At 73.6% G+C, this 20,649-nt stretch carries 18 protein-coding genes; 17 read left to right on the top strand and 1 reads right to left on the bottom strand.

Features of this window, described 5'->3' with window-relative positions; translation table 11 throughout:
- The first annotated feature begins 161 nt into the window (after nt 1-161).
- The 17 genes from PGB27_RS26100 to PGB27_RS26180 all read left to right on the top strand — a co-directional run bounded on the left by PGB27_RS26100 (nt 162) and on the right by PGB27_RS26180 (nt 19,666).
- The gene (locus PGB27_RS26100) at nt 162-1,736 is read left to right on the top strand and encodes a potassium/proton antiporter (RefSeq protein ID WP_274203365.1); all 1,575 of its coding nucleotides are present in this window, start codon (nt 162-164) and stop codon (nt 1,734-1,736) included.
- Complete coding sequence (gene lspA / locus PGB27_RS26105; RefSeq protein WP_274203366.1) at nt 1,733-2,308, top strand: signal peptidase II; 576 nt, start codon at nt 1,733-1,735, stop codon at nt 2,306-2,308. The genes PGB27_RS26100 and lspA overlap by 4 nt, the downstream gene beginning before the upstream one ends.
- Entirely contained in the window at nt 2,305-3,234 is a 930-nt protein-coding gene (locus tag PGB27_RS26110; protein WP_274203367.1) for an RluA family pseudouridine synthase, read from the top strand. The genes lspA and PGB27_RS26110 overlap by 4 nt, the downstream gene beginning before the upstream one ends.
- A 65-nt stretch (nt 3,235-3,299) precedes the next feature.
- On the top strand, nt 3,300-3,962 hold the full coding sequence (locus PGB27_RS26115; protein ID WP_274203368.1) for a hypothetical protein: 663 nt from the start codon (nt 3,300-3,302) through the stop codon (nt 3,960-3,962).
- A 175-nt stretch (nt 3,963-4,137) separates the two neighbouring features.
- A complete protein-coding gene (locus PGB27_RS26120) occupies nt 4,138-5,421 on the top strand; it encodes an NAD(P)/FAD-dependent oxidoreductase (protein ID WP_274203369.1) in 1,284 nt (427 codons plus the stop codon).
- 87 nt (nt 5,422-5,508) lie between these two features.
- Complete coding sequence (locus tag PGB27_RS26125) at nt 5,509-6,489, top strand: malate dehydrogenase (protein WP_274203370.1); 981 nt, start codon at nt 5,509-5,511, stop codon at nt 6,487-6,489.
- Nucleotides 6,490-6,512: 23 nt separating this feature from the next.
- Entirely contained in the window at nt 6,513-6,908 is a 396-nt protein-coding gene (locus tag PGB27_RS26130) for a cupin domain-containing protein (RefSeq protein ID WP_274203371.1), read from the top strand.
- 78 nt (nt 6,909-6,986) lie between these two features.
- Nucleotides 6,987-7,829 carry a 4-hydroxy-tetrahydrodipicolinate synthase gene (gene dapA, locus PGB27_RS26135; protein ID WP_274203372.1) on the top strand — a complete coding sequence of 281 codons (843 nt, stop codon included), beginning with the start codon at nt 6,987-6,989 and terminating at the stop codon, nt 7,827-7,829.
- A 116-nt stretch (nt 7,830-7,945) separates the two neighbouring features.
- Nucleotides 7,946-8,713, top strand: a complete 768-nt coding sequence (locus tag PGB27_RS26140) for a hypothetical protein (RefSeq protein WP_274203373.1) — start codon at nt 7,946-7,948, stop codon at nt 8,711-8,713.
- Between the two features lie 145 nt (nt 8,714-8,858).
- Nucleotides 8,859-12,395: a DNA polymerase III subunit alpha gene (dnaE, locus tag PGB27_RS26145; protein ID WP_274203374.1), complete on the top strand. Its 3,537-nt coding sequence runs from the start codon at nt 8,859-8,861 to the stop codon at nt 12,393-12,395.
- 80 nt (nt 12,396-12,475) lie between these two features.
- Complete coding sequence (locus tag PGB27_RS26150; RefSeq protein WP_274203375.1) at nt 12,476-12,865, top strand: VOC family protein; 390 nt, start codon at nt 12,476-12,478, stop codon at nt 12,863-12,865.
- Nucleotides 12,866-12,922: 57 nt separating this feature from the next.
- Nucleotides 12,923-13,519, top strand: a complete 597-nt coding sequence (locus PGB27_RS26155; RefSeq protein ID WP_274203376.1) for a TetR/AcrR family transcriptional regulator — start codon at nt 12,923-12,925, stop codon at nt 13,517-13,519.
- A 22-nt stretch (nt 13,520-13,541) separates the two neighbouring features.
- The gene (locus PGB27_RS26160; protein WP_274203377.1) at nt 13,542-14,948 is read left to right on the top strand and encodes a phenylacetate--CoA ligase family protein; all 1,407 of its coding nucleotides are present in this window, start codon (nt 13,542-13,544) and stop codon (nt 14,946-14,948) included.
- A 32-nt stretch (nt 14,949-14,980) separates the two neighbouring features.
- Entirely contained in the window at nt 14,981-15,808 is an 828-nt protein-coding gene (locus PGB27_RS26165) for a class II aldolase/adducin family protein (RefSeq protein WP_274203378.1), read from the top strand.
- Between the two features lie 52 nt (nt 15,809-15,860).
- The gene (locus PGB27_RS26170) at nt 15,861-16,715 is read left to right on the top strand and encodes an amidohydrolase family protein (RefSeq protein ID WP_274203379.1); all 855 of its coding nucleotides are present in this window, start codon (nt 15,861-15,863) and stop codon (nt 16,713-16,715) included.
- Between the two features lie 96 nt (nt 16,716-16,811).
- Nucleotides 16,812-18,275 (top strand): DHA2 family efflux MFS transporter permease subunit, encoded by a 1,464-nt coding sequence (locus PGB27_RS26175; RefSeq protein WP_274203380.1) that lies wholly within the window; start codon nt 16,812-16,814, stop codon nt 18,273-18,275.
- Nucleotides 18,276-18,283: 8 nt separating this feature from the next.
- Entirely contained in the window at nt 18,284-19,666 is a 1,383-nt protein-coding gene (locus PGB27_RS26180; protein WP_274203381.1) for an NAD-dependent succinate-semialdehyde dehydrogenase, read from the top strand.
- Nucleotides 19,667-19,747: 81 nt separating this feature from the next.
- On the opposite strand, the gene PGB27_RS26185 is transcribed toward PGB27_RS26180, so the two are convergent.
- Nucleotides 19,748-20,605: a PaaX family transcriptional regulator gene (locus PGB27_RS26185; RefSeq protein WP_274203382.1), complete on the bottom strand. Its 858-nt coding sequence runs from the start codon at nt 20,603-20,605 to the stop codon at nt 19,748-19,750.
- Nucleotides 20,606-20,649: the final 44 nt, after the last annotated feature.

The following is a 20,649-nucleotide window of genomic DNA, read 5'->3' on the forward strand; positions in this document are numbered from 1 at the left end:
CGCCGCCGGGCCGGCGAGACCAGCCCGGAGATCAGCGCGAAGATCGACCCGGAGATCGCCCCCGCGGCGGTGAACCGCCTCACCGACCGGAGATCCGGGCCGGTCAGGGCCTCGCCTGCTCGCTACTGTCGTCCCCTCCGCGAGAGGAGGGGGAACGACGCGTGGACCAGCTGCCCCTCCTGCTCGGGATCGGTGCGGGCGTGGTGCTCGTCTCCGTGCTCGCGGTGCGGGTCTCCACGCGCGTCGGCCTGCCCTCGCTGCTGATCTACCTCGCGATCGGGGTGGCGCTGGGCGAGTCCGGGGTGGGCATCCGGTTCGACGACGCCGCGCTCACCCAGGCCCTCGGGGTCGCCGCGCTCGTGCTGATCCTTGCCGACGGCGGCTTGTCCACCCGCTGGACCACGGTCCGCCCGGCCCTCGGGCTCGGGCTCGCGCTCTCGACGGTCGCCGTGGCGGTCAGCATCGGCGTCACCGGGCTCGCGCTGTGGGCGCTGCTCGGGCTCGACCTGCGCATCGCGTTCCTGTGGGGCGCGGTCCTGTCGTCGACCGACGCGGCGGCGGTGTTCAGCGTGCTGCGCAACCTCGGCCTGCCCGGGCGGCTGACCGGCGCCCTCGAGCTCGAGTCCGGCCTCAACGACGCGCCCGTCTTCCTCGCCGTCGTCATCCTGTCCTCGACGGCCGCGCTGAGCTGGCTCGACCCGCTGCTCGTCGTCTACGAGCTGGTCCTCGGCGGTCTGCTCGGCGGCGCGCTCGGGCGGCTCGGCGCCCTCGGCCTGCGGCGCGCGGCGCTGCCCGCGACCGGGCTCTACCCGCTGGCCACGCTCGCGGTCTGCATCCTCGCGTTCGCCTCGGCCCAGCTGCTGCACGCGTCGGGCCTGCTCGCGACCTACGTGGCCGCGCTCGTCCTCGGCAACTCGACGCTGCCCCACCGCGAGGGCTCCCGCTCGTTCGCCGAGGGCCTGGGCTGGCTCGCCCAGATCGGGCTGTTCGTGCTCCTCGGGCTCTTCGTCTCGCCCGGGCGACTCGTCGACGCCGTGGTGCCGGCCCTGATCGCGGGCGCGGTCCTCGTGGTCGCGGCGCGGCCGCTGTCGGTGGCCGCCGCGTCCGTCGGCTTCCGGGTGTCCTGGCGCGAGCAGGCCTTCCTGTCGTGGGCCGGCCTGCGCGGTGCCGTGCCGATCGTGCTCGCCCTCATCCCGCTCACCGAGGGCGTGCCCGGCGCCCAGTCCCTCGTCGACGCGGTGTTCGTGCTCGTCGTCGTGCTCGTCCTCGTCCAGGGCACGACGCTGCCGCTGGTGGCCCGGCGCCTCGGGCTGGCGGGCGACTCGCGCGTCGAGGAGATCGAGGTCGACGCCGCGCCCCTCGACACCCTGCGCGCCGACCTCCTGCAGATGACCGTGCCCGTCGGCTCGCGGCTGCACGGGGTCTACGTCCGCGAGCTGCGCCTGCCCGAGGGCTCCGGGCTGAGCCTCGTCGTCCGCGACGGTGCGAGCTTCACCCCGCAGGGCGAGAGCCGGCTGCAGGAGGGCGACCAGCTGCTCGTCGTCACCACCGAGACCGCGCGCGACGCCGCCGAGCAGCGGCTGCGCTCGGTCGACCGGTCCGGGCGCCTGGCCCGGTGGCGCGGCGACACCGGCGGCACGCCGGACCTGCGCGGTGGGCGTGACGACGGCGGCACGCGGGGCCGGCGCGGCACCCCGCCGGGGGGCGGGACGGGTCCTGGGACGATGGACCGGTGAGCAGCGCAGCGACCGAGCCGGACAGCGCGCCCGAGGCGCCGGGGGACCAGCCCCCGAAGCGCATCGGGATGCTGGTGGCGATCACGGCGACGATCGTGGTCCTCGATCTCGTCACGAAGGTCGTCATGGTGTCGTGGCTGCAGGACGGCGAGCGGGTGCCGCTGGTCGGCGACATCGTCTCCTTCACGCTCGTCCGCAACCCCGGCGCCGCGTTCTCGCTGGCCACGGGCCTGACGTGGGTGCTGACGCTGGTGGCGCTCGCGGTCGTCATCGGCATCGCGCGGTTCGCGCGCCGGCTGCGCTCGCGGGGGTGGGCGATCGCGCTCGGGCTGGTGCTCGGCGGCGCGCTCGGCAACCTCGTCGACCGCTTCTTCCGCGGTCCCGGTCCGCTGCAGGGCCACGTCGTCGACTTCGTGTCGGTCGGCTGGTTCCCCGTGTTCAACGTGGCCGACTCGGCGATCACCGTCGGCGGCGTCACGCTCGTGCTGCTCGCCCTGCTCGGTCGCGACCTGGACGGCACGCGGGCCGGCGGGACGCACGGATCGGGCGACGAGGCGGGGGAGCGCGCGTGAGCCTGCGGACCCTGCCCGTGCCCGACGGCCTGGACGGGATGCGTCTCGACGCGGGCCTCGCCCGCATGCTCGGCCTGTCGCGCACGGTCGTCGCCGAGCTCGCCGCGGGGGGCGCGGTGCGCGTGGACGGGTCGGTGGTGGGCAAGTCCGACCGGTTGGTCGCCGGCGCCTGGCTCGAGGTCGAGCTGCCCGAGCCCGCCGAGGCGACGCCGGTCGTCACGGCCGAGGCCGTCGAGGGCCTGGTCGTGCTGCACGAGGACGAGGAGATCGTCGTCGTCGACAAGCCCGTCGGCGTCGCCGTGCACCCGAGCCCCGGCTGGTCCGGCCCGACCGTCGTCGCGGGGCTCGCCGCCCTCGGGATCCGCATCGCCACCAGCGGCGCCGCCGAGCGCCAGGGCGTCGTCCACCGCCTCGACGCCGGCACCACCGGGGTGATGGTGGTGGCCAAGTCTGAGCGCGCGTACTCCGTGCTCAAGCAGGCCTTCCGCGAGCGGACGGTGGCCAAGGTCTACCTCGCCGTCGTCCAGGGCCACCCCGACCCCAGCGAGGGCACGATCGACGCGCCGATCGACCGTCACCCCAAGCAGGACTGGAAGTTCGCGGTCGTGCGCGACGGACGCCCGAGCGTCACGCACTACCGCACGCTCGAGGCGTTCCGGGCCGCCTCGCTGCTCGAGGTCGAGCTCGAGACCGGGCGCACCCACCAGATCCGCGTGCACTTCTCCGCGGTGCGCCACCCGTGCGTCGGCGACATCACCTACGGCGCCGACCCCGTGCTCGCGCGCACCGTCGGCCTGACGCGCCAGTGGCTGCACGCCCACCGCCTGGGCTTCCACCACCCGGCCGACGGCCGCTGGGTCGAGTTCACCAGCGAGCCCCCGCCCGACCTCGCGCAGGCCCTCGAGACGCTCCGGGCGGCGAGCTGAGCACACCCGAGGAACCCGACGAGGAGCACGACGCGCCGCGCCTCCGCCGGCCGACCGTCGCGATCGTGCTCGCCGTCGTCCTCGTCGTCGTCCTGCTGACGGCCTGGGCGGCCGGGTCGGCGAGCCGTCCCGGCCCCGGCGGCGTCCCCGGCAGCACCGACGCCACCCGGCTCGGACCGACGCCGGGCGAGACCGTCGCCGGCTACCTCGACCGGACCCGCGTGCCGCCGCCCGGCCCGCCCGGCCCGCGCCCCGCGCTGGTCACGCTGGCCGGAGAGCAGGACGTGGCGGCGGCCGCCGCGGCGATCGAGGGCGTGCCGGCGCGCGAGGTCGTCCTGCGCGTGCCCCTGCCGCGGGTGCAGACCGCGCTGCGCCAGATCCGGCTCGACGACTCGGGCGCCGTCGACCCCGCCGCCGCCCTGCGCCTGGCCGAGGCCCAGGCCGCGAACCGGGCGGGGGAGCAGGCCCGGTCGTCGTCGGGACGCGCCGCGGCGATCGCGGCCACGGAGTCGGCGCGGCTGGCGGCGGGGTGCGCGTGCGTCCTCGCGCTCGTCGTCGAGATCGACCCCGCGGCGGCGCCGGCGCTCGCGGCCCGGCCGGGGGTGCGGGCGGTCGAGGTGGCGCCCGCCGGCGCGCGGGTCGGGGCGCTCGCGGTGTCGCCGCTGCTGCCCGAGCAGACCGACGTCGTCGGTCCGGTGCCCGACGACGGGCCGGTCCCGCCGCCCTGACGGTGACCCGGCGTGTCTGTGAGCGGGCCGACAGGAGACGGAGCGCCGACGGGCGGATCGGCACGGCGTGGCGGAGGACCATGACGGGTAGAGCCAGAGTGAACCGTTCGTCGGAGTGGGCCTGAATCGTCACGGCCAGCACCGACGGGCACCCCGCGAGAGGAGGGCGGCAGCCATGACCGCCGATCCGTCGCCCCGGCACGAGCCGGGGAGGTCGATCACGGATGTCGATACGCGGCCGCACGTCGTCGTCCTCGGTGCGGGCTTCGCGGGCCTCGCCGCGGTGCGCAGCCTGCGCAAGGCCCCGGTCCGCGTGACGCTCGTCGACCGGCACAGCTACAGCACCTTCCAGCCGCTGCTCTACCAGGTGGCGACGGGTGCGCTGAACCCCGGCGACATCACCTACGGGGCCCGCGGTTTCGCGTCCCACACCGGCGCGTCCTTCCGCAAGGGCGAGGTGACGACGATCGACCCGGAGACCCGCACCGTCTCCCTCGACGTCGGGCCGGACCTGCGCTACGACTACCTGATCATCGCCAACGGCGTGACCACGAACTACTTCGGCGTCCCCGGCGCCGCCGAGCACGCTTTCCCGATCTACACGCGCGCCGAGGCGCTGGCCGTGCGGGACCACATGACCAGCTACCTCGACCACATCGCGGCGACGGGCGAGGCCCGCGGCGCTTCGGTGGTCGTCGTCGGCGGCGGCGCCACCGGCGTCGAGATGGCCGGCACGCTCGCGGAGCTGCGCAACACCGTGCTGCCCGACCGGTACCCGGAGCTGGACCCGAACGAGGTCCACGTGGTGCTGGTCGAGATGACCGACAAGGTCCTCCCGCCCTTCGCGCCCCGGCTGCGTGAGTACGCCGCCGAGCAGCTGCGCCGGCGCGGCGTGGAGCTGCGCCTCGAGGCCGCGGTCAAGGAGGTCCGGCCCGACTCGGTGCTGCTCGCCGACGGCACGGAGCTCGACGCGCACATGACCGTCTGGGCGACGGGGGTCGCGGCCCACGAGCGGGTGAAGAGCTGGGGGCTCAGGCAGGGCCGTGGCGGGCGCATCGTCGTCGGCGGCGACCTGCGTGTCCCCGAGCACCCCGAGATCTTCGCGGTGGGCGACATCGGCGTCATCGACGACGACCCGCTGCCGCAGCTCGCGCAGCCGGCCATCCAGACCGGGCAGCACGCCGGCCGCACGATCATGCGGCTGCTCGCGGGCGAGCCGACCGAGCGGTTCCGGTACAAGGACAAGGGCACGATGGCGACGATCGGGCGGGCCTCGGCCGTCGCCGACATCGCCCACGGCCCCAAGCTCGTCGGCGTGCTCGCGTGGCTCGTGTGGATGTTCGTGCACATCTTCGCGCTGCTGGGCAACCGCAACCGCGTGTTCGTCACGCTCGGGCTCGCCTTCCGGTACCTCGCGCAGCGCCGCGGGCAGATCGTCGTCGGCGACGACCCGGGCTGAGTGCGCAGGGCCGGGGCCGACGTGCAAGGCTGCCGGACCGCAGAGGCCCGTCCCCACCGGGAAACGACAGAGAGCAGGAGCGAAGGCATGGCGCCCACCCCCGTCAACGTCACCGTCACCGGCGCGGCCGGACAGATCGGCTACGCGCTGCTCTTCCGCATCGCTGCCGGCGACCTGCTCGGCGAGGGCGTGCCGGTCCGGCTCAAGTTGCTGGAGATCCCGGACGCGGTGAAGGCGGCCGAGGGCACGGCGCTCGAGCTCAACGACTCGGCGTTCGAGCTGCTCGACGGCATCGACGTCTACGACGATGCGGACCAGGCCTTCGACGGCACCAACGTCGCTCTGCTCGTCGGCGCCCGGCCCCGCACCAAGGGCATGGAGCGCGCCGACCTGCTCGAGGCCAACGGCGGCATCTTCAAGCCCCAGGGCCAGGCGCTCAACGGCGCGGCGGACGACGTCCGGGTGCTCGTCGTCGGCAACCCGGCCAACACCAACGCGCTGATCGCGCGGTCGAACTCCGACGTCCCGGCGGACCGCTTCACCGCGATGACCCGGCTGGACCACAACCGCGCCCTCGGCCAGCTCGCCACCAAGTACGGGGTGCGGGTCGGCTCGGTCTCCAAGGTCACGATCTGGGGCAACCACTCGGCCAGCCAGTACCCGGACGTCACCTACACCGAGATCGACGGCAAGCCGATCGGTGACGAGGTCGACCGGTCCTGGCTGACCGACGAGTTCATCCCGCGCGTGGCCAAGCGCGGCGCCGAGATCATCGAGGTGCGCGGCGCCTCGTCGGCGGCGTCGGCGGCCGCGGCGGCGATCGACCACGTGTACACCTGGGTCAACGGCACCCGGGCGAACGACTGGACCTCGGCGGCGATCGTCTCCGACGGCTCCTACGGCGTGCCCGAGGGCCTCGTGTCGTCGTTCCCGGTGACGGCGTCGAACGGGAAGTTCGAGATCGTCCAGGGCCTGGAGATCAGCGACTTCTCCCGCGAGCGCATCGACGCGTCGGTGAACGAGCTGGCCGAGGAGCGCGAGGCGGTCCAGAAGCTGGGTCTGGTCTGAGTCCCGTCTGACACGCTGTCGGCGTGAGCAGCGAACCGGTCGAGGTCTTCCACGGCGACGAGCTGACCGAGGGCGACCCGACGCCCGGGATGCGGCGCGAGGTCGCGTTCGAGGGCCGGCGGCCCGAGGGCGGGTCGCTGTGGGCCGGGCTCGTGCACACCGAGCCCGGCGCCTCGTCCGGCTGGCACCACCACGGCGACCACGAGACCAGCCTCTACGTGGTCCGCGGCGCCATGCGCCTGGAGTTCGGCCCCGGTGGCGCCGATGCCGTCGAGGCCGGGCCCGGCGACTTCCTGCGGGTGCCGCCGCACACCGTGCACCGCGAGTCCAACCCCACGGGCGAGCGCTCCACGGCCGTCATCGGCCGCGCGGGCGACGGCCCGCCGACGGTGAACGTCGACGGGCCCGACCCGGCCTGACCCCGGCCCGACCCCGGCCCGACCCCGGCCAGACCCCCGGCATGGACCTCGCGCACTCCCGTGGGGCAACCTGAGGTCATGAGCCTCGGAGCCGTCCTCACCGCCATCGTGACCCCCTTCGCCGCCGACGGCTCGGTCGACGAGAAGGCGTTCGTCGACCTCATGGGGCACCTGTACGCCCACGGCTCCGACGGCCTCGTGGTGTGCGGGACGACGGGCGAGGCGTCGACGCTGTCCACCGAGGAGCACCTGCGCCTGGTCGAGCTCGCGGTCGAGCACCGGCCCGCGGGCGCCACGATCGTCGCCTCCACCGGCTCGAACGACACCCGCCACGCCTGCGAGATGACCGAGCGGGCCACCGAGCTGGGCGCGGACGCGATCCTGTCGGTCACCCCGTACTACAACAAGCCGAACCGGCGCGGGGTGCTCGCGCACTACGGCGAGGTCGCCCGGGCCACCGACAAGCCCGTCGTGCTCTACAACATCCCCTCGCGCGTGGTCATCGACCTGCCGAACGACCTGCTCGCCGAGCTCGCGCAGATCGAGCGGATCGACTACGTCAAGCAGGCCAACAACGCCAACCTCGCGCCCGTCGACGGCCTCGGCATCTACGCCGGCAACGACGACCTGTTCGGCTCGGTGCTCGAGATGGGCGGCTGCGGCGGCATCCTCGTCGCCAGCCACGTCGTCGGCGACCAGATGCGCCGCATGGTCGACGAGCCCGACCAGCGCGCCGAGATCGAGGCGTCGCTCAAGCCGGTCTTCGACGCGCTCGGAGTCACCACCAACCCCATCCCGGTCAAGGCGGCGCTCGAGCTCCTCGGCCACCGGGCCGGCGGCCTGCGCCTCCCGCTCGTCGAGGCCGACGAGCACGAGCGCGAGGTCGTCCGCGCGGCGCTGGCGGGGGCCGGGCTGCTGTAGCCGGCGGGCCGTCGCGGCGGTGCCGAAGGTGCACCGCGCGCTCATGATCTCCGCGCGCCCCGGCACTGTCGGGGGTCGAGCGCATGCTCCCCCTCGGGACGACGCGAGGAGGAGCCATGGGCGGGCGCAGGCACGAGGGTCGGCGGCGGGCGGCGGTCGAGGCACGGCGGAGGCGGCGCCGCGGGCCGGTCCTGACGCGCCCACCCCGCGAGGCGCGCCCCCGCGACGCGCGCTCCCGGGACGCGGCGATCGGGCGGGTCGCGGCGCCGATGCTGAGCGACTGCGAGCTCCTCGAGCACTTCCCCCACGCGTTCGACGACGACCTCGGGGATGACGACCTCGAGCTCTGGGACGACGACCTCGAGCTCTGGGACGACGACGAGGACGAGGACGACGACGACGAGGAGGACGACCTGCCCGACGTCGTCGGCCTGCTGCAGGTCGCCCTGCGCGAGGCGGTGGTGGCCACGGTCGAGCAGCGGGACCCCGGGGCCGCCCGCGCCCTCGTCGCCCGGGGCGACCGCATCCTCGTCGGCGTCGTCGTCGGTGCCTGGCTCGCCAAGGCCCGGCGGCGGTACCCGCAGACGGACCTGCCGGCCCGGGCGGCCGCCTGGGTCGCCGGGACCCTCGACGAACGGGGCCCCGCCGTCGACGACGCCGTCCGCGTGCTCGGGCCGCCCGCGGGGGAGGCCCTGCGCACGCACTTCCTGCGGGTCCCCGACGACGTCCTGGTCGCGCGGATCTGGCTCCTGGCGGCCGTCGTGGCCGTCGGGGGGAGTGGGGACGACCGGTGGCTCGACGACCTCGCGGGCCGAACCCCTGGGACGTCTGTGACGCCTGTGACGAGCCCGGATCCGGGCGACACGCCGGGCCGGCGGAGGTGAGCAGCGACGACGATCGTGGGCCTCGGGGAGGGGCGGCGCTGTCGGGGGCCGCGTCTACGCTGGGGTGGCTCCCGCCGACCACGTCCCGCACCCCGGGGCCGGTCGACGGCACCCCGTGCCCGGCGCCCCAGGGAGGTCCCGCGACGTGACCGGCGACTCGTTCGTCCACCTCCACACGCACACCGAGTTCTCGATGCTCGACGGTGCCGCGCGGCTGGACGACCTGTTCGCCGAGGCCGCGCGGATGGGCATGCCCGCCCTGGCGATGACCGACCACGGCAACACCTTCGGCGCCTACGAGTTCTGGAAGAAGTCGCAGGCCCACGGGGTGAAGCCGATCATCGGCATGGAGGGCTACCTCGCGCCGGGCAGCCGGCACGAGCGCAAGCGCGCCACGCTCGGCGGGCAGGTCATCAGCGACGACAACCCGGGCCAGATGTACACCCACATGACGCTGCTGGCCGAGAACACGGAGGGGATGCACAACCTCTTCCGGCTCTCGAGCCTCGCCAGCCTCGAGGGGTACTACTACAAGCCGCGCATGGACCGCGAGCTGCTCGAGACCTACGGCAAGGGGATCATCGCCACCACGGGCTGCCCGTCGGGCGAGGTGGCGCGCTACCTGCAGCAGGACGACTTCGACGGCGCGTGCCAGGCCGCGAGCGACTACCGCGACATCTTCGGCGCGGACAACTTCTTCTGCGAGCTCATGGACCACGGCATCGAGATCGAGCGCCGGGTCCGCGACGACCTCTACGACCTCAAGAAGAAGCTCGACCTGCCCGGCCTCGCGACCAACGACCTGCACTACACGTACGCCAAGGACGCGAAGCCGCACGAGGTGCTGCTGTGCGTGCAGACCGGCAAGACGATGAACGACCCGAACCGCTTCCGGTTCGACGCGCAGGACTTCTACCTCAAGAGCGCGCAGGAGATGCGCGCCCAGTGGGACGGCGTGTTCCCCGAGGCCTGCGACAACACGCTGGCGATCGCCGAGCGGGTGAACGTCGAGTTCGTCGAGGGCCGCGACCTCATGCCCGGCGCGCCGGTGCCCGAGGGCGAGACCGAGGCGTCGTGGCTGGTCAAGGAGGTCGAGCGGGGCCTCAACCAGCGGTTCGGCGGGCAGGTCCCCGAGGGCCACCGCAAGCAGGCCGCCTACGAGATCGACGTCATCGTGCAGAAGGGCTACCCCGGCTACTTCCTGGTGACGGCCGACCTCGTGCAGCACGCGAAGTCGGTCGGCATCCGCGTCGGCCCGGGTCGCGGGTCGGCCGCCGGCTGTCTCATCGCCTACGCGCTGGGCATCACCGACCTCGACCCGGTCAAGCACAACCTGATCTTCGAGCGGTTCCTCAACCCCGAGCGCAAGTCGATGCCCGACATCGACCTCGACTTCGACGAGCGCCGGCGCGGCGAGATGATCCGGTACGTCACCGAGAAGTACGGCGAGGACCGGATCGCCCAGATCATCACCTACTCCACGATCAAGGCGAAGGCCGCGATCAAGGACTCGGCGCGGGTGCTCTACGGCCAGCCGGGCTACGCGGTGGCCGACCGCATCTCGAAAGCGATGCCCCCGGCCGTGATGGGCAAGGACATCCCGCTCTCGGGCATCTTCGACCCGAGCCACAAGCGCTACTCGGAGGCCACCGAGGTCCGCGCCCTCTACGAGGCGGACCCGCAGGTCAAGGAGATCGTCGACACCGCGCGCGACCTCGAGGGCCTCAAGCGCCAGTGGGGCGTCCACGCCGCCGGCGTGATCATGTCGTCGACGCCGCTCATCGACGTCATCCCGATCCAGCGCCGCGAGGCCGACGGGGCGATCATCACGCAGTTCGACATGGGCGTCTGCGAGACGCTCGGGCTGCTGAAGATGGACTTCCTGGGGCTGCGCAACCTCACGGTCATCGACGACGCGCTGCACAACATCACGCTCAACGGCAAGCCGGCGCTGGATCTCGACAACCTCGCGCTCGACGACCCCGAGGCCTACAAGCTGCTGGCCCGCGGCGACACGCTCGGCGTCTTCCAGCTCGACGGCGGCCCGATGCGCGACCTGCTGCGCCGCATGGAGCCGACCACGTTCGAGGACATCTCCGCTGTCCTCGCGCTCTACCGGCCCGGCCCGATGGGCGCCAACGCGCACAACGACTACGCCGACCGCAAGAACGGCCGGCAGGAGGTCAAGCCGATCCACCCGGAGCTGGCGGAGCCGCTGGCCGAGATCCTGGGCGAGACCTTCGGTCTGATCGTCTACCAGGAACAGGTCATGGCGATCGCCCAGAAGCTCGCGGGCTACTCGCTCGGCACCGCCGACCTGCTCCGCCGCGCGATGGGCAAGAAGAAGAAGGAGATCCTCGACAAGGAGTTCGTGCCCTTCTCCGAGGGCATGAAGGCCAACGGCTACTCGCAGCAGGCGATCCAGACGCTGTGGGACATCCTCGTCCCGTTCTCCGACTACGCCTTCAACCGCGCCCACACCGCGGGCTACGGGCTCGTCTCCTACTGGACGGCCTACCTCAAGGCGAACTACCCCGCCGAGTACATGGCCGCGCTGCTCACCAGCGTGCGCGACGACAAGGACAAGGCGGCGGTCTACCTCGCCGAGTGCCGCAAGATCGGTATCACGGTGCTCCCGCCCGACGTCAACGACTCGGTGCGCGACTTCGCCCCGGTCGGCGACGACATCCGCTTCGGCCTGGGCGCCATCCGCAACGTCGGCACCAACGTCGTCGACGCGATCGTCGAGACCCGCCGCGAGAAGGGCGGGTTCACCGACTTCTCCGACTTCCTGCGCAAGGTCCCGCAGCAGGTCTGCAACAAGAAGACGGTCGAGTCGCTGATCAAGGCCGGCGCCTTCGACTCGCTGGGCCACCCCCGCAAGGGCCTCGCGCTGGTGCACGCCGAGGCCGTCGACGCGGTGATGACGACGAAGAAGGCCGAGGCCGACGGCCAGTTCGACCTGTTCGGGAGCTTCGACGGCCCCGAGGAGGACAGCGCCGACACGACCGGCATGTTCGACGTCAAGGTGCCCGAGGGCGAGTGGGAGCCCAAGCACCGGCTCGCCCTCGAGCGGGAGATGCTCGGGCTCTACGTCTCCGGCCACCCGCTCAACGGCATCGAGCAGGTGCTCGCGAGCCGCGCCGACACCCCGATCACCAAGATCCTCGAGGGCGACGTCGCCGAGGGCGCCACGGTGACGGTCGGCGGCATCCTCGCCAGCGTCACCCGACGGGTGAACAAGAAGGGCGAGCCCTGGGCCTCGGCGCAGATCGAGGACCTCGCGGGCGGCATCGAGGTGCTGTTCTTCCCGCGCACCTACGCCGCGGTGTCGATCGACGTCGCCGAGGACGCGATCGTGCTGGTCAAGGGCAAGGTCAACAAGCGGGACGACCGGGTGAGCCTGTTCGTCGAGGACCTCGCGGTGCCCGACCTGTCCGGGGGTGTCGGCGGCGCGCCGGTCAAGGTCGTCATCGAGAGCGCGCGCTGCACGCCCGAGCGCGTCGGCAAGCTCAAGGAGGTCCTGGTCGCGCACCCGGGCCCGAGCGAGGTCCACCTGACGCTGCTCGCCGCCAACGGGGCGAGCCACGTGCTGCGGCTCGACGACGGGCTGAAGGTCCAGAACTCGGGCGCGCTGATGGGTGACCTCAAGGCGTTGCTCGGGCCACGCTGCCTGGGCTGAGCTGCCTGGGTTGAGCTGCCTGGGTTGAGCTGCCTGGGCCGAGCGGTCCGGGCTCGGCAGGCACCGGGAGGGACAGGGTCATGAGCGGTCGGGTGGTCCACTTCGAGATCCCGTTCGACGACGGCGAGCGGGCGCGGGCGTTCTACGGGGCGGTGTTCCGCTGGACGCTGCAGGACATGCCGGGGATGGACTACACGATCGCCCTCAGCGGGCCGGTCACCGAGGACGGGACTCCCGAGGGGCCCGGCTACATCAACGGCGGCATGTTCCGCCGCGGCGACGACGAGCCCCGCAGCCCGGTGATCGTCGTCGACGTCGGCGACATCGACGAGACCCTCGAGCACGTCAGCACCTACGGCGGCACGGTGCTCTCCGCCAAGCAACCCGTGGGCGACATGGGCTTCGCCGCCTACTTCCGCGACACCGAGGGCAACGTCATCGGGCTGTGGGAGACCGCAGCCCAACCGTGATACCGATGGTATCCGGATACCGTTGACACTCGAATACCTCGGGTATTCGATGAATCCGTGACGACCCGGATGACGCGCGCGGAGCAGACCGAGCGCAACCGCGAGCTGGTGCTCGCGGCGGCGCGGCGGGTCTTCCTCGCGCGCGGCTACGCCGGTGCCCGCCTCGACGTGATCGCCGAGGAGGCCGGCTTCTCCAAGGGCGTCGTGTACTCGCAGTTCGCGGGCAAGGCCGAGCTGTTCCTCGCCCTCCTCGAGCAGCGCATCGCCGAACGGGCCGCGGAGAACGAGGACCTCGCGGCGGGGCAGGCCGGGCTCGAGGGCCTGCGCGCGCTGCTGCTGGCGAACGCGCGGCGCTCGGAGGAGGGCGGCGGCTGGACGCAGCTGGTCATCGAGTTCCGGGTGGCCGCGGCGCGCGACGCCGAGCTCAACGCCCGCTACGCCGCGCTGCACGTGCGCGCCCTGGAGGAGTTCGGCGCCGCCGTGGCGACCGTCCTGGAGCGGGGCGGCCTCGTGCCGTCCCACCCGCCGCGGACGCTCGCCGAGCTGATCTTCTGCCTCGACGCCGGCCGCGAGCTCGAGCGCGCCGCCGGTACCGCCCGGCTGGAGCTCGACGTCGTGGTCGATCTCGTCTCCCGGTTCGTCGAACCCCTGTAGGACACCCGCCCGAGGAAACGCCATGGCCGCCACCACCGCCCCGCCGTCCCGGCTCACCGCCTACCGCGACCACGTGCAGCCCGCCGTCGTGGCCGCGCTGCCCGAGCTGATCGCCCGGACGGCGTGGGACCGGGAGGAGGTCGTCGCCCACCAGCGCGCCCGGCTGCGCGCCCTCCTCGCGGACGCGGCCGAACGCTCGCCGTTCCACGCCCGGCGGCTGGCGGGCGTCGACCCGGACCGCGTCGATCCGCGCGACCTGTCGGCGCTCCCGACGATGACGAAGGCCGACGTGGTGGACCGGTTCGACGAGGTGGTCACCGATCGCCGGGTGACCGGCGACCTGGTCGAGGCCACCCTCGCGGGCACCGGCACCGAGCCCCGGCCGATCCTCGACGAGTACGTGGCCTTCGCCTCGGGCGGCAGCTCGGGACGACGCGGGGTGTTCGTGCTCGACGTCCCCGCCGTGGTCCAGTTCGTCGGGTCGCTGTGCCGCGACCTCGTCGCCCGGATCGAGCAGATGGGAGGCCCGCCCCCGGGTGGGCTGCCGATCGCGATCGTGGCGGCCGGGTCGGCGGTGCACCCGACCGGCGGCGCCACCCACCTCGCCGGCGGCCCGCTGCCGTTCCACTTCCTGCCCGTCCCGGCCACCGCACCGCTGCCCGACATCGTGGACCGCCTCAACGCGCTGCAGGCGCCCCTCCTCTACGGCTATCCCTCGGTGCTCGCGCGCCTCGCCGCGGAGCAGCGGGCGGGTCGCCTGCGCATCCGGCCGATGATGGTGACGAGCACGAGCGAGACCCTGACCCCCGAGCTGCGCGCCGCCATCCACGAGGGCTTCGGCGTGCCGATCGTCAACACCTTCGGCTCGACCGAGGGCCTCGTGGGCACGAGCGCCCCGGACGACGAGGACCTCGTGTTCGCCGAGGACGGGTGCATCGTGGAGCTGGTCGACGAGCGCCACCGGCCGGTGCCGCCCGGGACCCCCTCGGCGGCGGTGCTCGTCACGAACCTGGAGAACCACCTCCAGCCGCTGATCCGCTACGAGCTCACCGACGTGCTGACCGCCGCACCGCAGGGCGACGGCCACCTGCGCGCGAGGGTGCGCGGACGCAGCGACGAGGTCTTCCGCTACCCGGGGGCGACGCTGCACCCGCACGTCGTCCGGTCGGTGCTGGTCCGGAGCCCGGACGTCGCGGAGTACCAGGTGCACCAGACCCCGGCCGGGATCGCCGTCACGCTCGTCCCCGCGCAGCCCGGCGTCCACGTCGACGAGGACGTCCTCGCCGAGCGGCTCGCCGACGCGCTCGCCGCCGCCGGGCTGCCCCGCCCGGAGGTCGACGTGACGAGCCGCGCGGCGCTCGACCGCGATCCGCGGACCGGGAAGCTGGCCCGCTTCGTCCCGCTCGCCGGCTCGTCACGATCCCCTTGACCCCGGGACGTGACGCGGCGCACGGTCGAGGCATGGCCGCCCCCACGCAGGACACGCCCAGCCCCGAGACCGAGATGTCGGGCTTCCGACCGTCGCAGGAGGGCATCCGGATGCCCCAGCCGCCGACGTTCGCGACGAGCGCGGAGGAGCGGCTGCACCGCAAGCAGCAGCTCGCCGGCGCGTTCCGTGTCTTCGGCCGGTTCGGGTTCGGGGAGGGGATCGCGGGCCACATCACGGTGCGCGACCCCGAGGACCCGCACATGTTCTGGGTCAACCCGTTCGGGATGAGCTTCCGGCACATCCGGGTCTCCGACCTCATCGCCGTCAGCCACGACGGCGAGGTCGTGCACGGGAACAAGCCGGTGAACCAGGCCGGGTTCGTCATCCACTCGGCCGTGCACCACGCGCACCCGGAGGTCGTGGCCGCCGCGCACGCGCACTCGGTGTACGGCAAGGCGTGGTCGTCGCTGGCCCGCCCGCTCGACCCGATCACCCAGGACGCCTGCACGCTCTACGAGAACCACGGCGTCGTCACCGAGGGCCGCGGCGCCGTCGTGCTCGACCCCGAGGTCGGCCGCGCGCTGGCGACGGGGCTGACGGGCCGCCGGATGGTCTTCCACCAGAACCACGGCATCTTCACCGTCGGCGACACCGTCGCCGAGGCCGCGTGGTGGTTCATCAACACCGAGCGCAACTGCCAGGCCCAGCTCCTCGCCGAGGCCGCCGGCACGCCCACGCAGATCGACCACGCGAACGCGAAGTTCACCGCCGAGCAGACCGGCACGCCGTACGCCGGCTGGTTCGCGTTCCAGCCGATCTGGGACGAGATCGTCCGCACCGACCCGGACCTCTTCGACTAGCGCACCGGTCGGCGCCGACGCGGGTCGCCGGGACCTGCGGGACACTGTCGCCGTGATCGTCGACGCCCACGTCCACGTCGCCCACCTCGAGCGGCTCAAGGTGCCGTGGAAGCAGTGGATCGGCCCGGCCGGGCCGGAGGAGGCGTGGTCGGCCTGCTACGACAGCGACGGCGCCGCGATCCCCGAGAAGGTCTCGGCGCTGTTCGCGGGTGCCGGCGTCGACCGGGTGCTGCTGTTCTGCGAGTACTCGCCGAAGGCCACGGGCTGGCAGACGATCGAGGACATGCTGCCGCTGGTCGACGCCGACGCCGAGCGGTTCCGGATCGTCGCCAACGTCAACCCGCACGTCCACCACCCGGTGGCCGCCGAGCTCGACCGGCAGCTCGACCTCGGCGCCGTGGCGCTCAAGGTCCACCCCGTCCACGCGGGGATCGCGCCCAACGACGCCCAGCTCTACCCGGCGTACGCCCGGTGCCTCGAGCGCGGGGTGCCGGTGATCGTGCACACCGGCCCGTCGAACTTCCCGGGCGCCACGGCCCGCCACGGTGACCCGGTGCTGCTCGACGACGTGCTGCGCGACTTCCCGGGCCTGCGCCTCGTCCTCGCCCACGGCGGCCGCGGGTGGAGCTACGAGGCCGCGGCCTCGCTGGCCCTGACCCGCGAGGACGTGTGGCTCGACGTCGCCGGCCTGCCGCCGCGCAAGCTGCCCGTGTACTACGAGCGCTTCGGGTTCGATCGCGTCGCGGCGAAGTGCATCTTCGGGACCGACGCACCGTCCGCCGACCCCGCCCGCAACATCGCCGCGATCCGCGAGCTCGGTCTCGGTGACGACCTGACCGACCGGCTGCTCGGCGGCAACGCCCTCGCGGTGTACCCGGGGCTGGCGGAGCCGCCGACGCGGGTCTGACGCCGACCGGGACCTCCGGTGTACGGTCACGGACGTGACGGACCGATCGGTCCGCAACCGAGTGATCCGTCCGGGCCCCGGCGGGAGGAGTCGCGCGTGAGCACGACCGGGACGACCGGCACGGGGACCACCAGCCCCCGCACCGTCCTGCTCATCACCTCGGCCGCGGCGTTCCTCTCCAGCCTCGACCTCTTCATCGTCAACATCGCCTTCCCCGACATCCGCGCCGACTTCCCCGGCACCGACCTCGGCGCGCTGTCCTGGGTCCTCAACGGCTACACGGTCGTCTTCGCCGCGTTCCTGGCGCTCGCCGGGCGGCTCGCCGACCGCGCCGGGCACCGCCGGGTCTTCCTCGTCGGACTCGCGGTGTTCACGCTCGCCTCGGCGGCCTGCGCGGTCGCGCCCTCGGTCGCGCTGCTCGTGGCGGCGCGGGCCGTGCAGGCGCTGGGCGCGGCGCTGGTGACGCCGACGTCGCTGTCGCTGCTGCTCACCGCCTTCCCCGCCGACCGCCGGGCCCACGCGGTCGGCGCCTGGGCCTCGATCGGCGCGATCGCGGCCGCCCTCGGGCCCCCGCTCGGCGGGCTGCTCGTCGAGGCGTCCTGGCACTGGGTCTTCCTCGTCAACGTGCCCGTCGGGCTGCTGGCCCTGGTCGCGGGCCTGCGGGCGCTGCCGAGCACCACGCCCACGGGGTCGGGCCGGCCCGACGTCCTCGGCGCCGTGGGCCTCGTCGTCGGGGTCGGGGCGCTCGCCTTCGCGCTGGTCCGCGTGGCCGACCTCGGGTGGCGCGCGGCGCCCGTGGTCGCGGGCGTGATCGTGGCGGTCCTCGCCCTCGGCGGCGTGGTGCTGCGCTCGCGGCGCCACCCGGTGCCGGCCCTGGACCTGGCGGTGCTGCGCACGCCGGTGGTCGGGCTCGCCGCGCTCGCGATGCTGGCGTTCTCGACCGGCTTCGCCGGCATGCTCGTCGTCAACGTCCTCTACCTGACCGCGACCTGGGGCTGGTCCGCGCCGGCCGCCGGGCTCGCGCTGGCGGTGGGGCCGTTGGTGGTCGTCGGGGTGTCGCGCCTGTCGGGCCACCTCACCGCACGCATCGGGATCGGGCCGGTCGCGGCCGTGGGCGCGCTGCTGTTCGCGGCCGGTCCGACGTGGTGGGCGCTGCGGCTCGACGCCACCCCGGACTACGCGGTCGGCATGCTGCCCGGCCAGCTCGCGACCGGCCTCGGGGTCGGGCTGGTGCTGCCCACGCTCTCGTCGGTCGTCGGCGTCGCGCTGCCCGCCCACCGGTGGGGCAGCGGCTCGTCGCTGATCACGACCGCCCGCCAGGTGGGCTCGGTGCTCGGCGTCGCGCTGCTGGTCTCGGTGATCGGGACGGCCACGACCGGGCGTCCGGACGAGATCGGGCTGCTGCGGGGCGGGTGGGTGCTCCTCGCGGCCGCCGGCGCGGTCGCGGCGGTGGCGGCGCTGGGCCTCGCCCGGGCGGAGCGCTGCGCCGCGCGGGCGGCGCGCTCGGTGACCACCGACCCCGTGCCGAGCGCCGATTGCCCGGCCCGCCGAGTGGGGTAGACGAGAGCATGGCCATCGCAACGACGAACCCCGCCACGGGGGAGACCGTCAAGGAGTTCGATTCCCTCACCGAGCAGCAGCTGGAGGAGAAGCTCCAGCGCGCCTGGGACACGTTCCAGAGCTACCGGGACACGACGTTCGAGCAGCGCGCCGGCTGGCTGCGCGCGGCGGCCGACATCTTCGATGCCGAGACCGACCGCCTCGCCGAGCTCGCCACCCTCGAGATGGGCAAGACCTTCGCCGCGGCGAAGGCCGAGATCGCCAAGTGCTCGCTGGGCTGCCGCTGGTACGCCGACCACGCCGCCGAGGACCTCGCCGACGTCGAGTGGCCGAAGCCGAAGAACGCCCCCGAGAACGCGCGCATCTTCACCCGGTACCAGCCGCTGGGTCCGGTGCTCGCGATCATGCCGTGGAACTTCCCGTTCTGGCAGGTCCTGCGCTTCGCCGCGCCCGCGCTCATGGCCGGCAACGTCGGCCTGCTCAAGCACGCGTCGAACGTGCCGCAGGTCGCCATGGCCATCGAGGACGTGCTCAACCGGGCCGGCTTCCCCGAGGGTGCCTTCCAGACGCTGCTCGTCGGCTCCTCGGTGATCGAGGGCATCATCGACGACCCCCGCGTGCGCGCCGTGACGCTGACCGGCAGCGAGCCCGCCGGCCGTGAGGTCGGGGCCCGCGCCGGCCAGAACGTCAAGACCAGCGTGCTCGAGCTCGGCGGCAGCGACCCGTTCATCGTCATGCCGTCGGTGGACGACCTCGACGCGGTCGTCGACGCCGCCGTGTCCAGCCGCATGCTCAACAACGGCCAGAGCTGCATCAACGCCAAGCGCTTCATCGTCCACCAGGACATCGCCGACGACTTCACGCAGAAGCTCGTGGCGAAGATGGAGTCGCTGACGATCGGCGACCCGATGGACGAGAACACCGACCTCGGGCCGATGTCGCAGGGCAACGGGGTCACCGACCTCGACGAGCAGGTGCAGGACTCGATCAAGGCCGGGGCCCGCCTGCTGACCGGCGGCGAGCGGCTCGACAAGCCGGGCAACTGGTACCCGCCGACGGTGCTCACCGACATCCCGAAGGAGGCGCGGGCCTACAAGGAGGAGCTCTTCGGGCCGGTGGCGCTGGTCTTCCGCGCCACCGACGCCGACGACGCGATCCGCATCGCCAACGACTCCGACTTCGGCCTCGGCGGCAGCGCCTGGACGTCCGACGAGGACGAGAAGATGCGCTTCGCCACCGAGGTCGAGTCGGGCATGGTCTACATCAACAAGATCACCGAGTCGACGCCCGAGGTGCCGTTCGGCGGCGCGAAGAACTCCGGGTACGGCCGCGAGCTCGCGAGCTTCGGGCCGCAGTCGTTCGTCAACGCGAAGACCATCTGGATCCAGTGACCAGCGCCTGATCACCCCTGGGCCGACGGCCGTTGCGGCGGCGTGCGGGTCGACGAGGCGCCGAGGCGAGCTCGCCCGGCGCTAGAGACCCAGCTCCGTCGCGGCGCGCAGCGCGCCGTCGGCCCAGGCGGTGTGGCGGCCGTGGAACACCTCGGCCGCCCGGTGCCCGACCCACGGCGAGGGCAGCAGGGCGTCGGGGAGCCCGGGGTCGAGGAACGGGAAGCGGCGCCACGCGTCGACGAGGCGGACCTGCGCCGCGAGCGTCGCGGGGTCCTCGACGGGCTCGAGGGCGGCGAAGCGGTCGACGAACTCCTCGTAGCGGGCCTCGAGGTCGCCGAGGTCCCAGGCACGCGCCGCGAGCTCCCCGGCCGTGAGCTCGCCGTGGTACTCGCCGGTGACGACGTGGGCGTCGGCCGGCCCGTGCTCGGCGAGCACCTCGCGGACCTCGTCGACCCGGTCCGGGTCGGGGGAGACCCACATCCCGGCCGCGGGGGAGCCGAGCCCGGCCCACGCCAGGCGGGTGCGCAGGCGGTGGCGCCGGGCGCGCTGCTGCTCGGGGACGCTCGCGACGACCACGAGCCAGCGCCCGTCCCACGCCGTGCGCGTGCGGCCGTGCGCGTAGATGCGGGCGGCGCCCTCGGTGAGCAGGTCGCGGCCCCAGGGCGTGAGGTCCCAGCGCACCCGACGGCCGACCCGCTCCGAGACGAGCATCCCGTCGGCGGCCGTGCGGGCGAGGGCCTGGCGGGCCGACTTCTCCTCGACCCCGACGAGGCCCAGGACGTCGACGACGGTCTGCGTCCACACCGGCGCGCCGCGGGGCAGCACGAGCTCGCCGAGCACCGTGACCAGCAGCGAGCGCGCGCTGGTGGCGGCCACCTCGCGGCGCCGGGAGAACGGGTCCGGCCGCGCGTCGGGGGCGCTCTCGTCGAGGGTGGACATCACGGCCGATCCTAGGGCTCCTGTCCCGCTGCGCCGTTACGGTG

This window comes from Actinomycetospora lemnae (assembly GCF_028737315.1).
Classification (GTDB): Bacteria; Actinomycetota; Actinomycetes; order Mycobacteriales; family Pseudonocardiaceae; genus Actinomycetospora; species Actinomycetospora lemnae.